The following is a 16,948-nucleotide window of genomic DNA, read 5'->3' as shown; positions in this document are numbered from 1 at the left end:
GTTCTATCACTAACCCATTTATTAAATAGATTTAAAATTAAAGTAGAGTGAACTTTTGTATCAAGAATCTCAATTCTATAGTTTGGATAAGCTTTTTTAAACTTATTTATCTCATTTCTTTTTGATTTATAAGCATCACCTTTTAGCTCAATTAAGTCATCAATTTTATAAATATAATCTACCAGTTTTTTCTCAATTAAAAAATCTTCTAAAGCCTCAAAGATTAATGTACCCTCTTCAAGATGATTTACAAACCCTTCTAACATCTCTTCGTGAACATACTCAATTTTTGAGTAGTATTTGTTGCTATTGTTTGCATTCATAATCTCAAAGCATTTAAAAATTGCTTTATGAACACTCTCTTTTTTACCCAAAGGTGGAAGAAGCATAGATAACTCTCCACCACTTAAAACAAAAAAGCAAAAAGTATCTTCTATAATGCAATAAAAACCGCTAGAAGAGCTTAACCAAATATAGTTTTGTGCAAATGTATAGTCGCTTAAATCGACATTTATCTCTTTTAAATATTTTTTCATTTGATCTTTTGCTTTTATATCAAATGGAATTAATGGTACACTGTTTATTGTCAAAGTTGACAAGATTTACTCCTTTAGAATTTTGCGAATTATACTACTATTTTAAGGTTTTGCAGTTGATAAAATAAGAAAAAATGAATTTTGTATAAAGTGCCATTTCTTGGCACTTTATGAAGTTATTTTGTAAAAATTTTAGATTAGAATTTTAGATTTAAACCAATATATGGTTTAATACTATTTTGAGTAAATTTATATTCAGTAGAAGAAATATCTTCAAATTTTTCCCATTTTTAATTTAAAATTAATTTTTAGTTTGTATTTGTAGCTATTAAAACATCTTCCATCATTTTAGTAATATCACCATCCAAAATTGCATCTACATTTGAATATCCAATGTTACTTCTACTATCTTTTATTTGTTGATATGGTTGTAAAACATAAGATCTAATTTGATGTCCCCAACCAATCTCACTCTTATCACCACTATTTTTACTATCTCTTTGTTTTTCAAGTTCAAGCTCATATAGTTTTGATTTTAGCATTTTAAATGCACTATCTTTGTTTTTGTGTTGAGATCTATCATTTTGACACTGAACAACAATTCCAGATGGAATATGAGTGATTCTAATAGCACTCTCTGTTTTGTTTACGTGCTGACCACCAGCACCACTTGCTCTGTATGTATCAATTCTAATATCTTTATCTTCAATTACAATATCAATATTATCATCAATTTCAGGACTCACCATTACAGATGTAAAAGATGTGTGTCTTTTTGCATTTGAATCAAATGGAGAGATTCGCACAAGTCTGTGAATTCCATTTTCAGTCTTCATATATCCATAAGCATTTTCACCTCGTATTACAAAGCTTACATCTTTTATTCCAGCCTCATCTCCAGCTTGATAATCAAGAACTTCAACTTTAAAATCATTTCTTTCAGCCCATCTTAAATACATTCTGTACAATATACTCGCCCAATCTTGAGACTCTGTTCCACCAGCTCCTGGATGAATTGTAACAATAGCATTTAGTGCATCATCAGGATTTGAAAGCATTACAGATATTTCAGTTGATTTAATTAAATCTTCTAAATCTTCAGCCTCTTCATATAAAAGCTGTAATGTATCTTCATCTTTTTCACTATACGCCATTTCATAAAGTTCATTTGTACCATTTAAAGAGTCATAAGCTTTATTAAACTTATTTAATTTTCCTAAAATTCTATTTTTTTCTATTCCAATTTTTGTGGCATTTTCAACATCATTCCAAAAATCTTGACTAGCTTCAAGCTCAATTATCTCTTTTAATCTAGCATTTAACTCATCTGGTTTTAAAATACCTTTTATATTATTTAGTTTTGTATTTAGTAATTTTAGTAATTCCGAATATTCGTACGCATCCATATATGCTTAATCCTTATTTTAATTATTAGTTAATTGAATCTAAATATTTTTTAATATCTTTTACAGTTTTATCATTTAAATTATTTATATGAAAACTTGAATATACTGAACTTGATTTATTTCCAACTCCATGAACATACTCTTTATAACCAGCTAACATATCATCTTCGCTAAGTTTATTTAGTCTTGAACCACCAATATAGCTCTCACCTTTTTCTCCATGACAGTTTTGACATTTTGAGATATAGATAGTTTTTGCATCTTCAACTCTAACCTTTGCTTCTTGCTCTTTTTTTAAGTCCTCTTTCTCTTTTTGTTTTGCTAAAACCGAAGCACTAATAGCATCTAAATCCATTTGAGCAATATTTTGATTAGAGTTACTGTTTTGTTGCTCTTTTTTAAATATATAAATATAGTTATTTCCATTTATTTTTATATCTGAAACAATATAACCCATTTTTTTCATATCATTAACTGAATGTTTTCCAGCACACTCACCACCATCAAGTGCTACTGTCTCAATTGTTGATAAAGATTTATGATTCTCTTTAAAACACATTGTTGTATTTGCAGATGCAACTGTAGCTAAAAGTGAAATAGCCAATAAAACTCTTTTTTTCATAATAATTCCTTTTTAAATAGATAGACTAACAATACAATCTTTCATAATTGTAGGTTTAGTAATTTTTAGTTTAAGATTAAAAATATCATAATTTTCATTTAAAATTTGTTTTAAATCTTCTAAAGCATCTTCAAGTAAAAAATATTTCATCTGTTTTACTCTATTTTTGATAAGTTTTGAAACTTCAGCATAATCTATAAATTCACCATTTTTAAACTCATACTCAAAAGATATATTAATTATAACTTTCTGTTTTTTTACTCTTTCAAAATCAAGTATTCCAATAATTGTTTTAAAAGATAGATTTTCAATCTCTATTTTCATACAACTTTTTTCTCTTCACCTTTTACAAGTCTAATGATATTTGGGATATGTTTATAAAAAACTATAAAAGCTATTAGATACATTGGTACGTTTGATCCAACATTTAAACCATCATATATAAAATTTGCACTTACTAAAACAGCTATTAGTGCAATTAAAGAAGATAAAGATGATATTTTTAAAACTTTTGCGCAAAATGCCCAAACAATAGCACCAATAATAGTAGCATAAGGAATTAAAACTATATAAGCACCAAGTCCTGTTGCTACACCTTTTCCACCTTCAAATCCTAAAAATATTGAGTAGCAATGACCTAAAACTCCTAAAACTGCAATCATCCAAAGTGTCTCTTGGCTTACATTAAAGCTAATAGCAATTAAAAGAGTAATAGTAACTTTAATTGCATCTAAAATAACTGTTGCAAGACCTAGTTTTTTTGCCAACTTTGGGTCTTTCTCTTTTACAACTCTTAAAACATTTGTAGCTCCAATACTTTTGCTTCCAGACTCTTTTACATTAACACCTGCAAAAATTTTTGCCAAAATAAGACCAAAAGGAATAGAACCAAATAAATAGGCTAATATATAGAAAATTATATTTTGATTTGTCAGAAAATCCATCAAATACCTTTGTTGTTTTTTAAAATTAAATGAGATTATAACTAAATTTTTGATATATTCCCACTTAATAAAAATTTAGAAGGTACTACTATTGAATTTAAAAGAAGAGATTTTAAAACTAAAAAAAGAGTTAGATGTTACTGTTGTAGCCCATTTTTATCAAAGAGATGAAGTTTTTGAATTAGCTGATATTACAGGTGATAGTTTAGAGCTTGCTAAAAAAGTTATGGATACTAAAACAAAATATGTAGTCTTTTGTGGTGTTGGTTTTATGGGAGAGAGTGTAAAAATAATGAGCCCCGAAAAAATAGTTCTAATGCCAAGAATTGCTTGTTGTGCAATGGCAAGAATGATAGATGAGGGTTATTTTGAAGAGAATTTAAAATTAATAAATGAAGCTGGAATTTCAAATGAAAATATTTTACCAATCACATATATTAACTCAAGTGCAAGAGTAAAAGCAAGAGTTGGAATGATGGGTGGAATGGTTTGTACATCATCAAATGCTTACAAAATTATAGAAAAAGGATTAGAATCTGGTAAAAAAATATTTTTTGTTCCAGATCGTTGTTTGGGACAAAATTTTGCTAAAAGTTTAAACCTTAAATCAGCAGTTGTTGGAGATGGAACTAATTTAAAAGATGCAGATATTATCTGTTACAATGGATTTTGTAGCGTACATCAACAATTCAATGTTGATGATATAGATTTTTATAGAGCTAAATATCCAGGTATTTTGGTTGCAGTTCATCCTGAGTGTGATCCAAAAGTTTGTGAAAAAGCTGATTTTATTGGATCAACTTCACAACTTATAACATATATAAAAAATTTACCAATTGAGCAAAAAGTTGTTGTTGGAACAGAGTTTAATATGGTAAATCGTTTAAGAGAGAAAAATACATATATTTTAAGTTCAACAAAACCAGAGTGTCCAACTATGAATGAGACAACTTTAGAGCATTTATATGCAACTTTAAAATCTATAAAAGATAACAAAATATCTCCACTAACAGAGATAACAGTAGATGAAGATACTATAAAATGGGCGAAAATAGCTCTACAAAGGATGTTTGAGATATGATAAATATAAAAAGATTTGTAAAACATGCAATCAATGAAGATAATGGAAGAGGGGATCTGTTTTATGATATTGCTCCTGAAGGTAAATTTACAGCAAAAATAATTTCAAAAAGTGAAGGAATTTTAGCAGGTGCTAAGTATGCAGAGATTTTGGCTCAAACAGAAAAAATAAAGATAAATTTTTTAAAAAAAGATGGAGATAAAATTCTTGCTGGTGATATTTTAGCAACACTTGAAGGAAGAGCTGCAAAACTTCTATCATGCGAGAGAACACTTTTAAATATGCTTCAACACGCAAGTGGAATTGCAACAATGGCAAATAGGTATGTAAAAAAACTTGAAGGTTACAAAGTTGTTTTACTTGATACTAGAAAAACACGACCACATTTAAGAGATTTTGAAAAGTATGCTTCAAGAGTTGGAGGAGCTATAAATCATAGGCTTGGACTTGATGATTGTTTGATGTTAAAAGATACTCACTTAAGAACTATTGATGATCTTTGTGAGTTTGTAAAAATAGCTAGAAAAAGAATCTCTTGGGTTACAAAAATAGAGATAGAGTGTGAGACAATGGAACAAGTTATTAAAGCTATGAGTGCTGGTGCTGATATTATTATGTGTGATAATATGACTTTGGATCAAATAAGAGAAGTTGTAATGTTTAAAGATAGCTCATATCCTCATGTTTTAATTGAAGCAAGTGGAAATATAAATCTTGATACTATTTGCGATTATGCAAAAACAGGTGTTGATGCTGTTAGTAGTGGAAGTATAATTCATCAAGCAACATGGCTTGATTTTTCAATGAGAGTTGATTAATAAATTATGAAAAAAGATTTTACTTTTAAAAATCAAGTTGATACAAATTTATATCAAGAGGCTTTAGAGCTAATAAAAAATAGTAGATATATTTTATTAATAACTCATGTAAATCCAGATCCAGATTCTATTGGGTCTGCTTTAGCTATTTCAAACCTTTTGTATGAAAATAAGATAAAACATAAGGTTTTTAATATTAGCTCTGATTTGCCACAAAACTTAGATTTTTTAAGTAGATTTGAAAAAATAACAGATATTTTTCCACCATTTTATGACTTAGCTATAAGTTTTGATTGTGGAACTTATAAACGACTTGGATTTGAAGTTCCAAAAGATATACCTTTAATAAATTTTGATCATCATGCTTCAAATGAGAATTTTGGAACTATAAATATAGTAGATCCATATAAAAGTAGTACAGCTGAACTTGTATTTGAGTTTTTTAAATATAATGGTTTAAATATTTCAAAAAATAGTGCTATTGCACTATATAGTGGTATTTATGATGATACTTTAGCCTTTTCTCTTCCAAGATGTGATGAGAAAACATTTAAAAAAATAAACTTTTTAGTTGAGTGTGGAGCTAATCCTTCATTTATTGCAAGTAAGCTTTTACGAAGAGACTCTTTGGCAAAATATAGAATTATTCCAAAAGTTTTAGATAGTTTAGAGCTTCATCAAAGTGGAGAAATAGCAACTATTTATGCTCTTGGTGAGTGGTTTAAACAAACAGGAGCTCATAGTAGAGATTGTGAAGATGCTCTTGATATGGTTATGAGTATGAGTATTGTAAAAATAGCTCTTTTTGTTAGATATATAAATGGAAGTTGCAGAGTATCTTTAAGAAGTAAAGGTGATATTGATGTATCGAAAATAGCAAAGATTTTTGATGGTGGAGGTCATTTTAATGCTTCTGGATGCACAATACAAATTGGTGATGTAGTTGAAGTAAAAAATTTAGTGTTAAAGGAAGTAAAGAAGATTTATGCGTAAAAAAGGTTATTCAAATATTATAATTATTGTTGTTTTATTAGCTATTGTAGGTTTAGGTTCATATATTTTTTTATTAGGTAAAAGTAAACCAGATATATATTTTCAATTAGAGACAAATGAAGAGAAAATCTATTGGAATCTTAAAAAAGAGTTAGCTGTTGATATAGTTAGTAAAAGAAAAATTGCAAATTTTAAAGCAGTTTTAAAAGATGGTGAAAACCTAATAGAACTTGATAGTAAAATTTTAAAAGAGGATTTAGATTCACAAGTTCATACATATTTAATTTTTCCACCAAAAACAAATAATTTAAATTCATCATCGAATTTAATTTTAGAAGTTACTGCAATGGATGATAATAAAATAAACCATTTATTAAAAGAGGAATCAACAAAAAGTGTTGATATTGTTATAGATAGAACATATCCAAAAGTAGAAGTTTTATCAAACTCTTACTCTATAAAACAAGGTGGAAGTGCTGTTGTTGTTGCAAAAATTGAAGATGCTAATTTAAAAGATTATTATGTAACTTTTAATGACGATGTTATATTTGAACTATTTCCATTTGAAAAAGAGGGTTATTTTGTATCAATTGTAACTTGGCCAATTGATTTAAAAGAGTTTAAAGGGTTCAATATTGTAAGTATGGATAAGGCTGGAAATAAAACAATTCAAAGAGTTCCTTATTATATTCAATCTTATGAACCAAAAATTGATAAACTAAAGATTAGTGACTCATTTATATATAGTGTCTCTAAAAATGTTTTAGAGATGAGTAACTTGCAAGTTCCAAATAGTGCTGAAGAGATTTTTATAAAAACAAATAAAGAGCTAAGAGAGAACAATCTAAAAACAATTAGAAATGTTGTAATAGAGAACTTTAATCAAGAGCCAGTCTTATTTGATATAAAACCATTTCTAAGAATGAAAGGTGCAAAAACTTTTGCAAGATTTGGAGAGAGAAGACACTACTATTATAATGATGTAAAAATAGATGAGGCTTGGCATTTAGGAATAGATTGGGCTAGTGTAAAACATGCAAATGTATATACATCAAATAGTGGAAGAGTAATATTTAAAGATTATTTAGGTATTTATGGAGAGAGTATAATAATTGATCATGGATTAGGTTTATCATCACTATATGCACATACAAGTAGTCAAAAAGTTGAAGTTGGTGATATGGTTGAAGCTGGAACATATATAGCAAATACAGGTTCAACTGGTGCAGTTTTTGGAGATCATTTACACTTTGGAATATTAATACAAGGAATAGAGGCAAATCCTAGTGAGTGGCTAGATGCTAAGTGGATTGATGAAAATATTGTAAATATAATATATAATGCGAAAGATATTATAAAGGGCATAGAATGAAACAAAGAACTTTACAAAAAAGTGTAGAGATAGTTGGAATTGGTTTACATAAGGGTGTACCTGTAAAAATGAGGTTAGAACCACTTCCTTCAAATAGTGGAATTATAATTTATAGAAGCGATGCAGGTGTTACAATACCTCTTAAAAAAGAGTTTGTTGTGGATACAAAAATGGCAACAGTTTTAGGAAAAGATGGAGTAGTAGTTTCAACTATTGAGCATCTTTTAAGTGCAATATATGCTTATGGAATAGATAATTTAAGAATTGTTTTAGATAATGATGAGATACCAATTTTAGATGGAAGTTCTTCTGGATATTGTATGTTAATAGATGAGGCTGGAATAGAAGAGCAAGATCAACCCAAAAAAGCAATTAAAATTAAAAAAGAGGTTGTTGTCGAAACTCCTGATGGAAAAAGAGTAGCTTTAAAACCATCAAATAAAATAGTTTATGATTTTGAAATAAAATTTGAACATCCAGCAATAGGAACTCAAAATTATCATTTTGATTACTCAATAGAGGAGTACAAAGAGAGTATTGCAAAAGCAAGAACATTTGGATTTTTGCATGAAGTTCAATATTTAAGAAGTATAGGACTTGCTCTTGGTGGAAGTATGGAAAACGCAATAGTTTTGGATGAAACTAAAATATTAAATCCAGAAGGTCTTAGATATGAAAATGAGTTTGTAAGACATAAGATTTTAGATGCAATTGGTGATATGGCACTTTTAGAGTACACAATGATTGGTGAGTATGAAGCAGTTGCTGGAAGTCATCATCTAAATCATCTTTTAACAAAAAAACTTTATGAAGATAAAGAGAATTATGAAATAATTGATTTAGAAGAGGCAAAAGAGGAGGCAAATGCCTTTGAATTAGCCTATGCTAAAGAGTTAAATTAGAGGTAAATTTGACAGAAGCTTTAGTTATAACTATATCAAATCCACTTTTAGTTGGAATTTATGAAAATAAAAAATTGATTAAGGAGTATAGATTAGATGGTCTTACATCTGATTTGCTCCCAATAAAATTTAAAGAGATATTTGAAGAGTTTGATATAAAAAGGGTATCTTATGTAAATACTCCTGGTTCTTTTATGTCAATAAAAATTGCTTATATATTCCTAAAAACTATTACAATGATTAAAAATATAGATTTTTGTGCAGTTGATGGATTTAAATTTAATGAAAATAGTCCAATAAAAGCTTTAGGAAAAAAATATTTCATAAATACAAAAGATGGTCTTAAAGTAGATTTTTTAGAAAAAGGTTGTAAAATCTCGGATTTTAAATTACCAAATGGTTTAGAAACTTTGGAGTTTTCTAAAGATACTCTTCCAATATATAATTTACCAGCAGTTTAAAAGGAGAATATTTGAGAGTAAGTGTACCAGCAACTAGTGCAAATTTAGGGCCAGGATTTGATTGTTTAGGATTAGCAGTAAATCTTAAAAATCAAGTCATTATAAAACCATCAAAATTTCACAGTGTTTCACTAAAAGGTGAGGGTTCTAATAACCCTGTTTTAAAAGACAATAATATGTTTATCTCTATTTTTAATGATTTTTATAACAATTTAACTTCAAGAAAGAGACATTTTAGATTTGAATTTTTTAATGAAATTCCACTATCAAGAGGTTTAGGAAGTTCATCTGCTGTTATAGTATCTGCAATTGCAAGTGCTTATGCAATTGAGGGAATAAAACTTGAAAAAGATAAATTATTGAATTTAGCTTTAGCTTATGAAAATCATCCAGATAATATAACACCTGCAGTGATGGGTGGTTTTTGTGTTGCAAGTGTTCAAGAGAATGAAGTTAAATATATAAATAAATCTATGCCAAAAACTTTAAAAGCTGTTGTTGTAATACCAAATAGAGCAATCTCAACTCAACTATCAAGAAAAACTCTTCCATACAAATACTCAAAAGAGGATGCAATTTTTAATATTTCACACTCATCGCTTCTAACAGCATCTTTTATGAGTGAAAACTGGGATATGTTAAAGTATGCTTCACAAGATATGTTTCATCAAAAATATAGAATGAAACATATGCCAGAGCTTTTTGAAGTTCAAAAAATAGCACTTTTAAATGGTGCTTTAATGAGTACACTTTCAGGCTCAGGTTCTACAATGTTAAGCATTTGTTTAAATGAAGATAGCAATAAATTAACTACTATTTTAAAAGAGAAGTTTCCTCATTTTAAAGTGCTAAGTGTAGATTTTGATAATGTTGGAGTTAGAGTTGAACTTTAAAAATCATATTTTAAGAAAAATTGGATATAATGTTTGGCTAATTTGAAAAAAATCTTAAGAACTTGTATTTTTTGTAGATCAAAAATAGAACAAAAAGAGCTTTTGAGATTTGTATATCAAAACGGTAGTTTGCTATATTATAATAAATTTGGCAGAAGCTTTTATCTGTGTGAACCTTGCACAATAAAGCTAAAAGATGATCTTAGTATAAAAGATAGTAAAAGATTAGAAAAAGTGCTCCAAAAAGAGTGCAAAGATAAAGAAAACCATGTTAAACAACTTAAGGAGATTTTATTAGATGTCAGATAAAGTAAAAGTTTTTGAAATTGCTGAAGAGGCTGGATCAACAAGCGCTGAGGTAATGCAAAAAGCAAAAGAGTTAGGAATAGAGTTAAAAACAGCTCAGGCTGCTGTATCTTTTGAAGATGCAGAAGAGATTATGCAATATATTCTTACAGGAAAAAGTTCTAAGATTAAAGAGCCTATAGAAAAACCAAAAAAAATTGAAGTAAAAAAAGAAGAGTCTAAAGAGGAAAAAATTGAACCTATAAAACAAGAGACTACAATAAAAAAAGCTACAAAAAAAGATTTAGATATTCCTATTGACGATAAAGAAGTTGAAGTATCTGCTGTGAAAGTTGTTCCAAAAAGAAAAGGTCTTGTAATTATTAAGAAAAAAAGAGATACTGAGATTGACAATAAAACTCCTGAAAAAGAGAGTGTTGTTCAAAAGAAATCTCAAAAATCTCTAAGTGAGATATTCAGCGATGATAGTGGAAATAAAAACTTTGAAAATCAAAATAGTAAAAAAGCTGATATTGCATCTTCAAAAGTAAAAAAAGAGAAGAAAAAAACTCCTATAAAAGCTCAAGAACATGGTAAAAAAATCGAAGTTATAAGTGATGATAAAGAGTTTAAAAGTAGTGATGACTCTTTATTAGGAGAAGAGGTTGTTTTATTTGATATGGATTTATCTGATACATACAAAATCTTTGATGAACCAAAGCCAGTTAATAGTGCAAATCATTCAAGAAGTTCAAAACCAGCCGCTTTTGGAAATGCACCAACAGGACTTAAAAGAGGGAAAAGAAAAAAAAGAGTTGTAAGAGTTCAAGAGAAAGCTGAAATAACTTCTGTTACAATTCCTGAAGATATTAGAGTTTATGAGTTTGCTGAAGCTTGTGGAAAATCTCCAGCTGAGGTTATAAAAGTTTTGTTTAGCCTTGGAATGATGGTTACAAAAAATGACTTTTTAAAACAAGATGAGTTAGAGATTCTTGGTGAAGAGTTTGGAATAGAGGTAACTGTAAAGGATGCCTTAGAAGATGTAAATTATGAAGAGAGTTATGATGAATTAGAAGTTGATACAAGTTCATTTATAACAAGACCTCCTGTTGTTACAATTATGGGGCATGTTGATCATGGTAAAACTTCACTTCTAGATAAAATTAGAAGTTCAAAAGTGGCATCAGGTGAAGCTGGTGGAATTACTCAACATATAGCTTCTTATACAATTACAAAAAATGGTCAAAAAATTACATTTGTTGATACTCCAGGTCACGAAGCATTTAGTGCAATGAGAACAAGAGGGGCTAATGTTACAGATATTATAATAATAGTTGTTGCAGCTGATGATGGAGTTAAAGCTCAAACAGAAGAGGTTATTTCACATGCAAAAGCAAGTGGTTGCCCAATAATAGTTGCTATGAATAAAATGGATAAAGAGAGTGCTAATCCTGATATGGTAAAAGCACAAATGGCTGAAAAAAACTTAACTCCTGTTGATTGGGGTGGAGATATTGAATTTATTGGAGTATCTGCAAGAACAGGTGATGGAATTGAAGATTTACTTGAGAATATTTTAATTCAAGCTGAACTTTTAGAGTTAAAAGCTGATCCAACAGCAAAAGCAAAAGCTACAGTAATTGAATCATCTTTAGAAAAAGGAAGAGGACCAGTTGCTAATATTATAGTTCAAAATGGTACTTTAAGAGTTGGAGATAATATTGTTTGTGATACAACATTTGGTAGAGTAAAGGCTATTACAAATGATATGGGAGAGCTTGTAAAAGAGTTAGGACTTAGTGAAACAGGAACAGTTTTAGGACTGAATGAAGTTCCAAGTACAGGTTCAAGTATGGTTGCAATGGATAGCGAAAAAGAGGTTAGAGAAATTGCAATGACAAGAGCTGAACATGCAAGATTAAAAGAGTTGTCAAAATCTACAAAAGTTTCACTTGAAGAGATGAGCGGATTAATTGCAGAAGGTAAGATAAAACAACTTCCAGTTATTATTAAAGCTGATGTTGGTGGAACTTTAGAGGCTATTAAAGGCTCTTTAGAGAAAATTGCTAATGATGAAGTTAAAGTAAAAGTTGTTCACTCTGCTGTTGGTGGAATTACTGAAAGTGATATTGTTTTAGCAAGTGCTAGTGAAGGTTGTATAATTTTAGGATTTAATGTAAGACCTACAGGTGCAGTTAAAGCAAAAGCAAAAACTGATGGTGTTGATATTAAAACTTACTCAATTATTTATGATTTACTTGATGATGTAAAAGATGCACTATCTGGAATGATGAGTGCAGTTATTAGAGAAGAGAATACTGGACAAGCAGAAGTTAGAGATACATTTGTTGTTCCAAAAATTGGAACTGTTGCTGGATGTATGGTAACAGATGGTAAAGTAATCAGAGGTGGTCACGCTAGAATTATTAGAGATGGAGTTGTTACATATACTGGAAAAATATCATCTTTAAAACGATTTAAAGATGATGTTAAAGAGGTAGCAAATGGGTTTGAGTGTGGAATTATGTTTGAAAAATTTAATGATATAAAAGTTGGAGATTTCATAGAAACATTTATTCAAATTGAAGAGAAGGTTTCTATAGATAACTAATATGAAAAGTATAAATCTTCAAAGAACAGAATCACTACTAATGGAGCTTATTCCTCAAGCTCTATCATCTTTAAGTAATGATCTTATAAACTCTTTAGCAATTACAGGAGTTAATTGCAAAAAGGGTAAATATGATGCAATAGTATATTTTGATGGAAGTGATTTTAGCAAAGAGCAAAATGATGAGATAATCAAAAATTTAATTAAAGCAAATGGTAGATTAAAAAGTGAAATTCTAAGTGCAACTGGATGGTATAAATGCCCAAATTTTAGATTTGAAGTTGATACAAGCCTAGAGAATTCAAAAAATATAGAAGATCTATTTGCAAAAATAAAGAAAACAAAAAAGAGTGATGAAGAATGAATTTAGAAGAGCAAATTAAACTAATAGTTGAAAATAGTGGACTTAACTTATATGATATTGTTACAACTAAAGAGCATGATAGAAATATATTTAGAGTTATTGTAACTTCAAAAGATGGTGTAAATTTAGATAAATGTGCTGAGATTTCAAGAGTTATCTCTCCTCTTTTAGATGTAGAAGAGCCAATGGGTGGAAAATATAACCTTGAGGTTAGTTCTCCTGGAATTGAGAGAAAATTAAAAAAAATAGAACACTTTATTGCAAGTGTTGGTGAAAAAGTTAAAGTAAAAAATATAGATACAGAAGTTTTTAAAGGGGAGTTAATTTTTGCTGATGAGAACAAAATAGTTGTTAAAACAGATAATTTAGAAGTAGAGATTGCTCATAATGATATTTTAAGTGCAGCAACTTATTTTGAGTGGTAAAAATATAAAACAATGAAAATTGATGATAATTTCTATATGAAATTAGCCATTGATGAGGCTTGGAAATATCAACTTTTAACATATCCAAATCCTGCTGTTGGGTGCGTTGTTGTAAAAGATGGAAAGCTTTTAGCAATAGAGGCTCACAAAGAAGCAGGATTTGCTCATGCAGAAGTAAATGCTTTAAAAACAGCACTTCTTAGCAAAGAGCCTAACTCTTTACTAAAAATATTAGAAAATAGTTCTGATATACATGAATATTTAATAAAAAATCATAATAATTTTTTTAATGATTGTGAAATATATACTACTTTAGAACCTTGTAATCATCACGGTAAAACTCCATCTTGTGCAAAACTTTTATCTATTTTAAAACCACAAAGAGTAATTATTGGCTCAATTGATACAAATAAAGTAGCAAGTGGTGGAATTAAAACTTTGGAAGAATCTAATATCAAAGTTACAACAAAAGTTTTAAAAAAAGAGTGTGATAATCTTCTTCTACCTTTTAAATCTTGGCAAAACAAAAGCTGTATCTTCTTTAAAATGGCACAAACACTAAATGGTATGATTGATGGTAAAGTTAGCTCACAAAGAGCTAAATTATATGTTCATATGCTAAGAGATAAGATAGATCTACTTTTAATTGGTGGAAATACTGTACGAACAGATAAACCTATACTTGACACTAGGTATGTAAAGGGTAAAAATCCAGATATATTTATTTATAGTAAAAATAGAGCTTTTAATCAAAATATACCACTATTTAGTGTACCAAATAGAAAAGTAATAATAAGTGATGATCTTTTTAAAATACTTGATTATAAGTTTATTATGGTTGAAGGTGTTTATAACTTACTTGATGTTTTAAAAGATAAGTTAGATTTTGTAGTTTTAATTGTAAGTCCAAAGATAAGAGATGGTATAAATGCTACAAACTCTTTAAATATTGATTTTGAGATACTTCATGAAAACTATTTAGGTGATGAGAAGATTGTTTTTTTAAAGAGGAGAGATTAATAAATTTATAATTTTTAGTAAAAAGCTAGAAAATCTAGCTTTTTACTATTTTACTTTTTCTAAGTATTCACCTGTTCTAGTATCTACTTTTATTACATCACCTTCAAGTATATGAAAAGGTATTTGTACAACAGCTCCACTTTCTAAAGTAGCAGGTTTTCTACCACCTTGAGAGTCACCTTTAAAGTTTGGTGGAGTCTCTATAATTTTAAGTTCAACTACCATTGGAGGCTCAACTGTAATAGCTTTACCATTGAAATACATCATATCTACTTGCATTCCATCTATTATCCAATCTTTAGCATCTCCTACTTGATCATAAGTAAGTCCTTCTTGCTCATATGTATTTACATCCATAAATTGAAGTAACTCACCATCATCATACAAAAATTGCATCTGCTTTTGAACAAGATTTGGAGTTTCACACTTATCTCCAGCATGGAAAGTTTTTTCAATAGTTTTTCCATTTAAAAATGATTTAATTTTTGCTCTAACAAATGCAGCACCTTTACCAGGTTTAACATGTTGATACTCTACAATTTTATATGGAATTCCATCAACTTCGATTTTTAAACCTTTTTTTAATTCACTCATACCAATTGCCATAATCTCTCCTTATATTTCAGCATAAGCAACAGCAATTGATGCTTCAAGGCTGTCAAGCTCACTTATTACTTTTGAGTTTGCTTTTTCATCTATTAGAATAACTGCTAATGCAGTTCCCTCTTTTCCACGACTTAGTCTAAAATCAGATATATTAATTCCATTTTGACCTAATATATTTCCAACTTTTCCTACAACTCCTGGGATATCTTTGTTTTTCATAATAATCATTTTACCTTTAGGCTCAACATCAATTTTGAATCCATCAAGCTCAACAACTCTTTGAACATCTTCACCAAATACAGTTCCAGAGATTGATTTAACACCTTTTGAAGTAGTTATTTTAATAGTAACTTTATTTTTATATCCGCTACTATTTGTTAAAGCTTTAGTTGAAAGATCAATACCTTTCTCTTTTGCAATAAAGTTTGCATTTACATAGTTTACACTACTTCCAGAGCTAACACTTAACACTCCAACACTTGCAAAAGTTTGTAAAGAGTCAACAAATTCAGATAGTTCACCCTCAGCACTTACTTCAATAGCTCTAATTTCACTTTTACTAATTTGTGCTAATAAAAATGCCATTTTTTGAGTTAATTCTATATATGGTTTTACAAATGAAGGTATTTTACTCTCATCTATTGGAAGATTTAAGGCATTTGGATATGAGATTCCTCTAGCACTCTCTATTGCATTGTTTGCACTTTGAATAGAGATCTCTTTTTGACTCTCTTTTGTATTTGCTCCTAAGTGAGCAGTTACTGTAACATTTGGTAAATCTAATAGTGGATGAGAAGTTGCAGGCTCTTTTTTGAATACATCAATTCCAGCCATTGCAATTTTTCCATTTTTTAGGTTTTCTACTAATGCTTCTTCATTATACAATCCACCTCTAGCACAGTTTATTAATACAACTCCATCTTTCATCTTTTTAATCTCATCAAAACTAATCATATCGATAGTCTCTTTGTTTTTTGGAGTGTGAATTGTAATAATATCACAAGCTAAAATATCATCAAAGTTAGTTGTATATTTAATTCCTAAATCAGTTGCTTTAGTGCTTGGAATATAAGGGTCATAAGTAATTACATCCATCTCAAATGCTTTTGCTCTAAGAGCAACTCTATGACCAATATTTCCAAACCCAATAACACCTAGCTTTTTACCATAAAGCTCATTTCCATACCAATCTTCTCTTTTCCAAACTCTATCAATTTTTAATTGATTATGAGCGTATGGAAACTTTCTCATACAAGATAACATATGTGCCATTGTAAGCTCAACTGCAGCTATAGTGTTTGCAGTTGGAACATTCATAGCAATAATTCCTCTTTTGCTACAACCATCTATATCAACATTATCATAACCAACGCCAGCTCTAATAATAGCTTTTAAGTTTGTTGCTGCATTTAAGAACTTCTCATCAACATCTGTTGAAGATCTAGTAATTGCAACATCAGCATCTTTAATAATATCTAATAGTTTAACCTTGTCAACATCAGCTGCATAAACATAATTAACATCTTCAGTGTTTTGTAAAATATTTAATCCAGCTTCGTGAATATGGTCACAAACTACAATTGTATGTTTACTCATTAAAAAATTCCTA

Annotated in this window: 19 protein-coding genes; 12 read left to right on the top strand and 7 right to left on the bottom strand. The window is 29.0% G+C overall.

Annotated elements, in window-relative coordinates:
- From WC168_RS02760 to plsY, 5 genes are all read right to left on the bottom strand, one after another.
- A partial coding sequence (locus WC168_RS02760; RefSeq protein ID WP_372617406.1) for a phosphatidylglycerol lysyltransferase domain-containing protein occupies nucleotides 1-599 on the bottom strand: 599 nt, incomplete at its 3' end.
- A gap of 245 nt (nucleotides 600-844) precedes the next feature.
- On the bottom strand, nucleotides 845-1,942 hold the full coding sequence (gene prfB, locus WC168_RS02755) for a peptide chain release factor 2 (protein WP_372617404.1): 1,098 nt from the start codon (nucleotides 1,940-1,942) through the stop codon (nucleotides 845-847).
- A 25-nt stretch (nucleotides 1,943-1,967) separates the two neighbouring features.
- Nucleotides 1,968-2,564, bottom strand: a complete 597-nt coding sequence (locus WC168_RS02750) for a hypothetical protein (protein ID WP_066356291.1) — start codon at nucleotides 2,562-2,564, stop codon at nucleotides 1,968-1,970.
- 12 nt (nucleotides 2,565-2,576) lie between these two features.
- Nucleotides 2,577-2,888: a dihydroneopterin aldolase gene (locus WC168_RS02745; protein WP_066352784.1), complete on the bottom strand. Its 312-nt coding sequence runs from the start codon at nucleotides 2,886-2,888 to the stop codon at nucleotides 2,577-2,579.
- Complete coding sequence (plsY, locus tag WC168_RS02740) at nucleotides 2,885-3,508, bottom strand: glycerol-3-phosphate 1-O-acyltransferase PlsY (protein ID WP_279133307.1); 624 nt, start codon at nucleotides 3,506-3,508, stop codon at nucleotides 2,885-2,887. Before plsY ends, WC168_RS02745 begins: the two co-directional genes overlap by 4 nt.
- A gap of 91 nt (nucleotides 3,509-3,599) precedes the next feature.
- On the opposite strand from plsY, the gene nadA reads away from it, so the two are divergent.
- The 12 genes from nadA to ribD are packed head-to-tail and all read left to right on the top strand — an operon-like array spanning nucleotide 3,600 to nucleotide 14,733.
- Nucleotides 3,600-4,589, top strand: coding sequence for a quinolinate synthase NadA (gene nadA / locus WC168_RS02735; RefSeq protein ID WP_066162826.1), 990 nt, complete (start codon nucleotides 3,600-3,602; stop codon nucleotides 4,587-4,589).
- The gene (gene nadC, locus WC168_RS02730) at nucleotides 4,586-5,407 is read left to right on the top strand and encodes a carboxylating nicotinate-nucleotide diphosphorylase (RefSeq protein ID WP_372617401.1); all 822 of its coding nucleotides are present in this window, start codon (nucleotides 4,586-4,588) and stop codon (nucleotides 5,405-5,407) included. The genes nadA and nadC overlap by 4 nt, the downstream gene beginning before the upstream one ends.
- 6 nt (nucleotides 5,408-5,413) lie before the next feature.
- A complete protein-coding gene (locus tag WC168_RS02725) occupies nucleotides 5,414-6,400 on the top strand; it encodes a bifunctional oligoribonuclease/PAP phosphatase NrnA (protein ID WP_066162819.1) in 987 nt (328 codons plus the stop codon).
- Nucleotides 6,393-7,772, top strand: a complete 1,380-nt coding sequence (locus WC168_RS02720) for a M23 family metallopeptidase (protein ID WP_129098581.1) — start codon at nucleotides 6,393-6,395, stop codon at nucleotides 7,770-7,772. The genes WC168_RS02725 and WC168_RS02720 overlap by 8 nt, the downstream gene beginning before the upstream one ends.
- A complete protein-coding gene (gene lpxC / locus WC168_RS02715) occupies nucleotides 7,769-8,674 on the top strand; it encodes a UDP-3-O-acyl-N-acetylglucosamine deacetylase (RefSeq protein WP_066162813.1) in 906 nt (301 codons plus the stop codon). Before WC168_RS02720 ends, lpxC begins: the two co-directional genes overlap by 4 nt.
- 8 nt (nucleotides 8,675-8,682) lie before the next feature.
- A complete protein-coding gene (locus WC168_RS02710) occupies nucleotides 8,683-9,135 on the top strand; it encodes a hypothetical protein (protein ID WP_372617398.1) in 453 nt (150 codons plus the stop codon).
- An 11-nt stretch (nucleotides 9,136-9,146) separates the two neighbouring features.
- Nucleotides 9,147-10,028, top strand: a complete 882-nt coding sequence (gene thrB, locus WC168_RS02705; protein WP_066162807.1) for a homoserine kinase — start codon at nucleotides 9,147-9,149, stop codon at nucleotides 10,026-10,028.
- A 33-nt stretch (nucleotides 10,029-10,061) separates the two neighbouring features.
- Nucleotides 10,062-10,337 carry a DUF448 domain-containing protein gene (locus WC168_RS02700; protein WP_066162804.1) on the top strand — a complete coding sequence of 92 codons (276 nt, stop codon included), beginning with the start codon at nucleotides 10,062-10,064 and terminating at the stop codon, nucleotides 10,335-10,337.
- Nucleotides 10,327-12,924, top strand: coding sequence for a translation initiation factor IF-2 (infB, locus tag WC168_RS02695; protein ID WP_066352774.1), 2,598 nt, complete (start codon nucleotides 10,327-10,329; stop codon nucleotides 12,922-12,924). The genes WC168_RS02700 and infB overlap by 11 nt, the downstream gene beginning before the upstream one ends.
- A gap of 1 nt (nucleotide 12,925) precedes the next feature.
- Nucleotides 12,926-13,288 (top strand): 30S ribosome-binding factor RbfA, encoded by a 363-nt coding sequence (gene rbfA, locus WC168_RS02690; RefSeq protein ID WP_066162801.1) that lies wholly within the window; start codon nucleotides 12,926-12,928, stop codon nucleotides 13,286-13,288.
- Nucleotides 13,285-13,713, top strand: coding sequence for a ribosome maturation factor RimP (gene rimP, locus WC168_RS02685; protein WP_066162799.1), 429 nt, complete (start codon nucleotides 13,285-13,287; stop codon nucleotides 13,711-13,713). Before rbfA ends, rimP begins: the two co-directional genes overlap by 4 nt.
- Before the next feature lie 12 nt (nucleotides 13,714-13,725).
- Nucleotides 13,726-14,733, top strand: coding sequence for a bifunctional diaminohydroxyphosphoribosylaminopyrimidine deaminase/5-amino-6-(5-phosphoribosylamino)uracil reductase RibD (gene ribD, locus WC168_RS02680; protein WP_372617395.1), 1,008 nt, complete (start codon nucleotides 13,726-13,728; stop codon nucleotides 14,731-14,733).
- Nucleotides 14,734-14,778: 45 nt separating this feature from the next.
- On the opposite strand, the gene efp is transcribed toward ribD, so the two are convergent.
- Nucleotides 14,779-15,339 carry an elongation factor P gene (efp, locus tag WC168_RS02675; protein ID WP_066162793.1) on the bottom strand — a complete coding sequence of 187 codons (561 nt, stop codon included), beginning with the start codon at nucleotides 15,337-15,339 and terminating at the stop codon, nucleotides 14,779-14,781.
- A gap of 9 nt (nucleotides 15,340-15,348) precedes the next feature.
- Entirely contained in the window at nucleotides 15,349-16,935 is a 1,587-nt protein-coding gene (gene serA, locus WC168_RS02670) for a phosphoglycerate dehydrogenase (RefSeq protein WP_066409603.1), read from the bottom strand.
- Nucleotides 16,936-16,948 lie beyond the last annotated feature (13 nt).

This window comes from Aliarcobacter sp. (genome assembly GCF_041672065.1).
GTDB lineage: Bacteria > Campylobacterota > Campylobacteria > Campylobacterales > Arcobacteraceae > Aliarcobacter > Aliarcobacter skirrowii.
The sequence above is the reverse complement of the archived record's forward strand: the minus strand, read 5'-3'. Positions and strand labels throughout refer to the sequence as shown.

Bases quoted from the DNA above. Each gene is read 5' to 3' on its own strand.
- prfB (WP_372617404.1), bottom strand. From the start codon at position 1,942: ATGGATGCGTACGAATATTCGGAATTACTAAAATTACTAAATACAAAA.
- WC168_RS02750 (WP_066356291.1), bottom strand. From the start codon at position 2,564: ATGAAAAAAAGAGTTTTATTGGCTATTTCACTTTTAGCTACAGTTGCA.
- WC168_RS02745 (WP_066352784.1), bottom strand. From the start codon at position 2,888: ATGAAAATAGAGATTGAAAATCTATCTTTTAAAACAATTATTGGAATA.
- plsY (WP_279133307.1), bottom strand. From the start codon at position 3,508: ATGGATTTTCTGACAAATCAAAATATAATTTTCTATATATTAGCCTAT.
- nadC (WP_372617401.1), top strand. From the start codon at position 4,586: ATGATAAATATAAAAAGATTTGTAAAACATGCAATCAATGAAGATAAT.
- WC168_RS02725 (WP_066162819.1), top strand. From the start codon at position 5,414: ATGAAAAAAGATTTTACTTTTAAAAATCAAGTTGATACAAATTTATAT.
- WC168_RS02720 (WP_129098581.1), top strand. From the start codon at position 6,393: ATGCGTAAAAAAGGTTATTCAAATATTATAATTATTGTTGTTTTATTA.
- lpxC (WP_066162813.1), top strand. From the start codon at position 7,769: ATGAAACAAAGAACTTTACAAAAAAGTGTAGAGATAGTTGGAATTGGT.
- infB (WP_066352774.1), top strand. From the start codon at position 10,327: ATGTCAGATAAAGTAAAAGTTTTTGAAATTGCTGAAGAGGCTGGATCA.
- rbfA (WP_066162801.1), top strand. From the start codon at position 12,926: ATGAAAAGTATAAATCTTCAAAGAACAGAATCACTACTAATGGAGCTT.
- rimP (WP_066162799.1), top strand. From the start codon at position 13,285: ATGAATTTAGAAGAGCAAATTAAACTAATAGTTGAAAATAGTGGACTT.
- ribD (WP_372617395.1), top strand. From the start codon at position 13,726: ATGAAAATTGATGATAATTTCTATATGAAATTAGCCATTGATGAGGCT.
- efp (WP_066162793.1), bottom strand. From the start codon at position 15,339: ATGGCAATTGGTATGAGTGAATTAAAAAAAGGTTTAAAAATCGAAGTT.
- serA (WP_066409603.1), bottom strand. From the start codon at position 16,935: ATGAGTAAACATACAATTGTAGTTTGTGACCATATTCACGAAGCTGGA.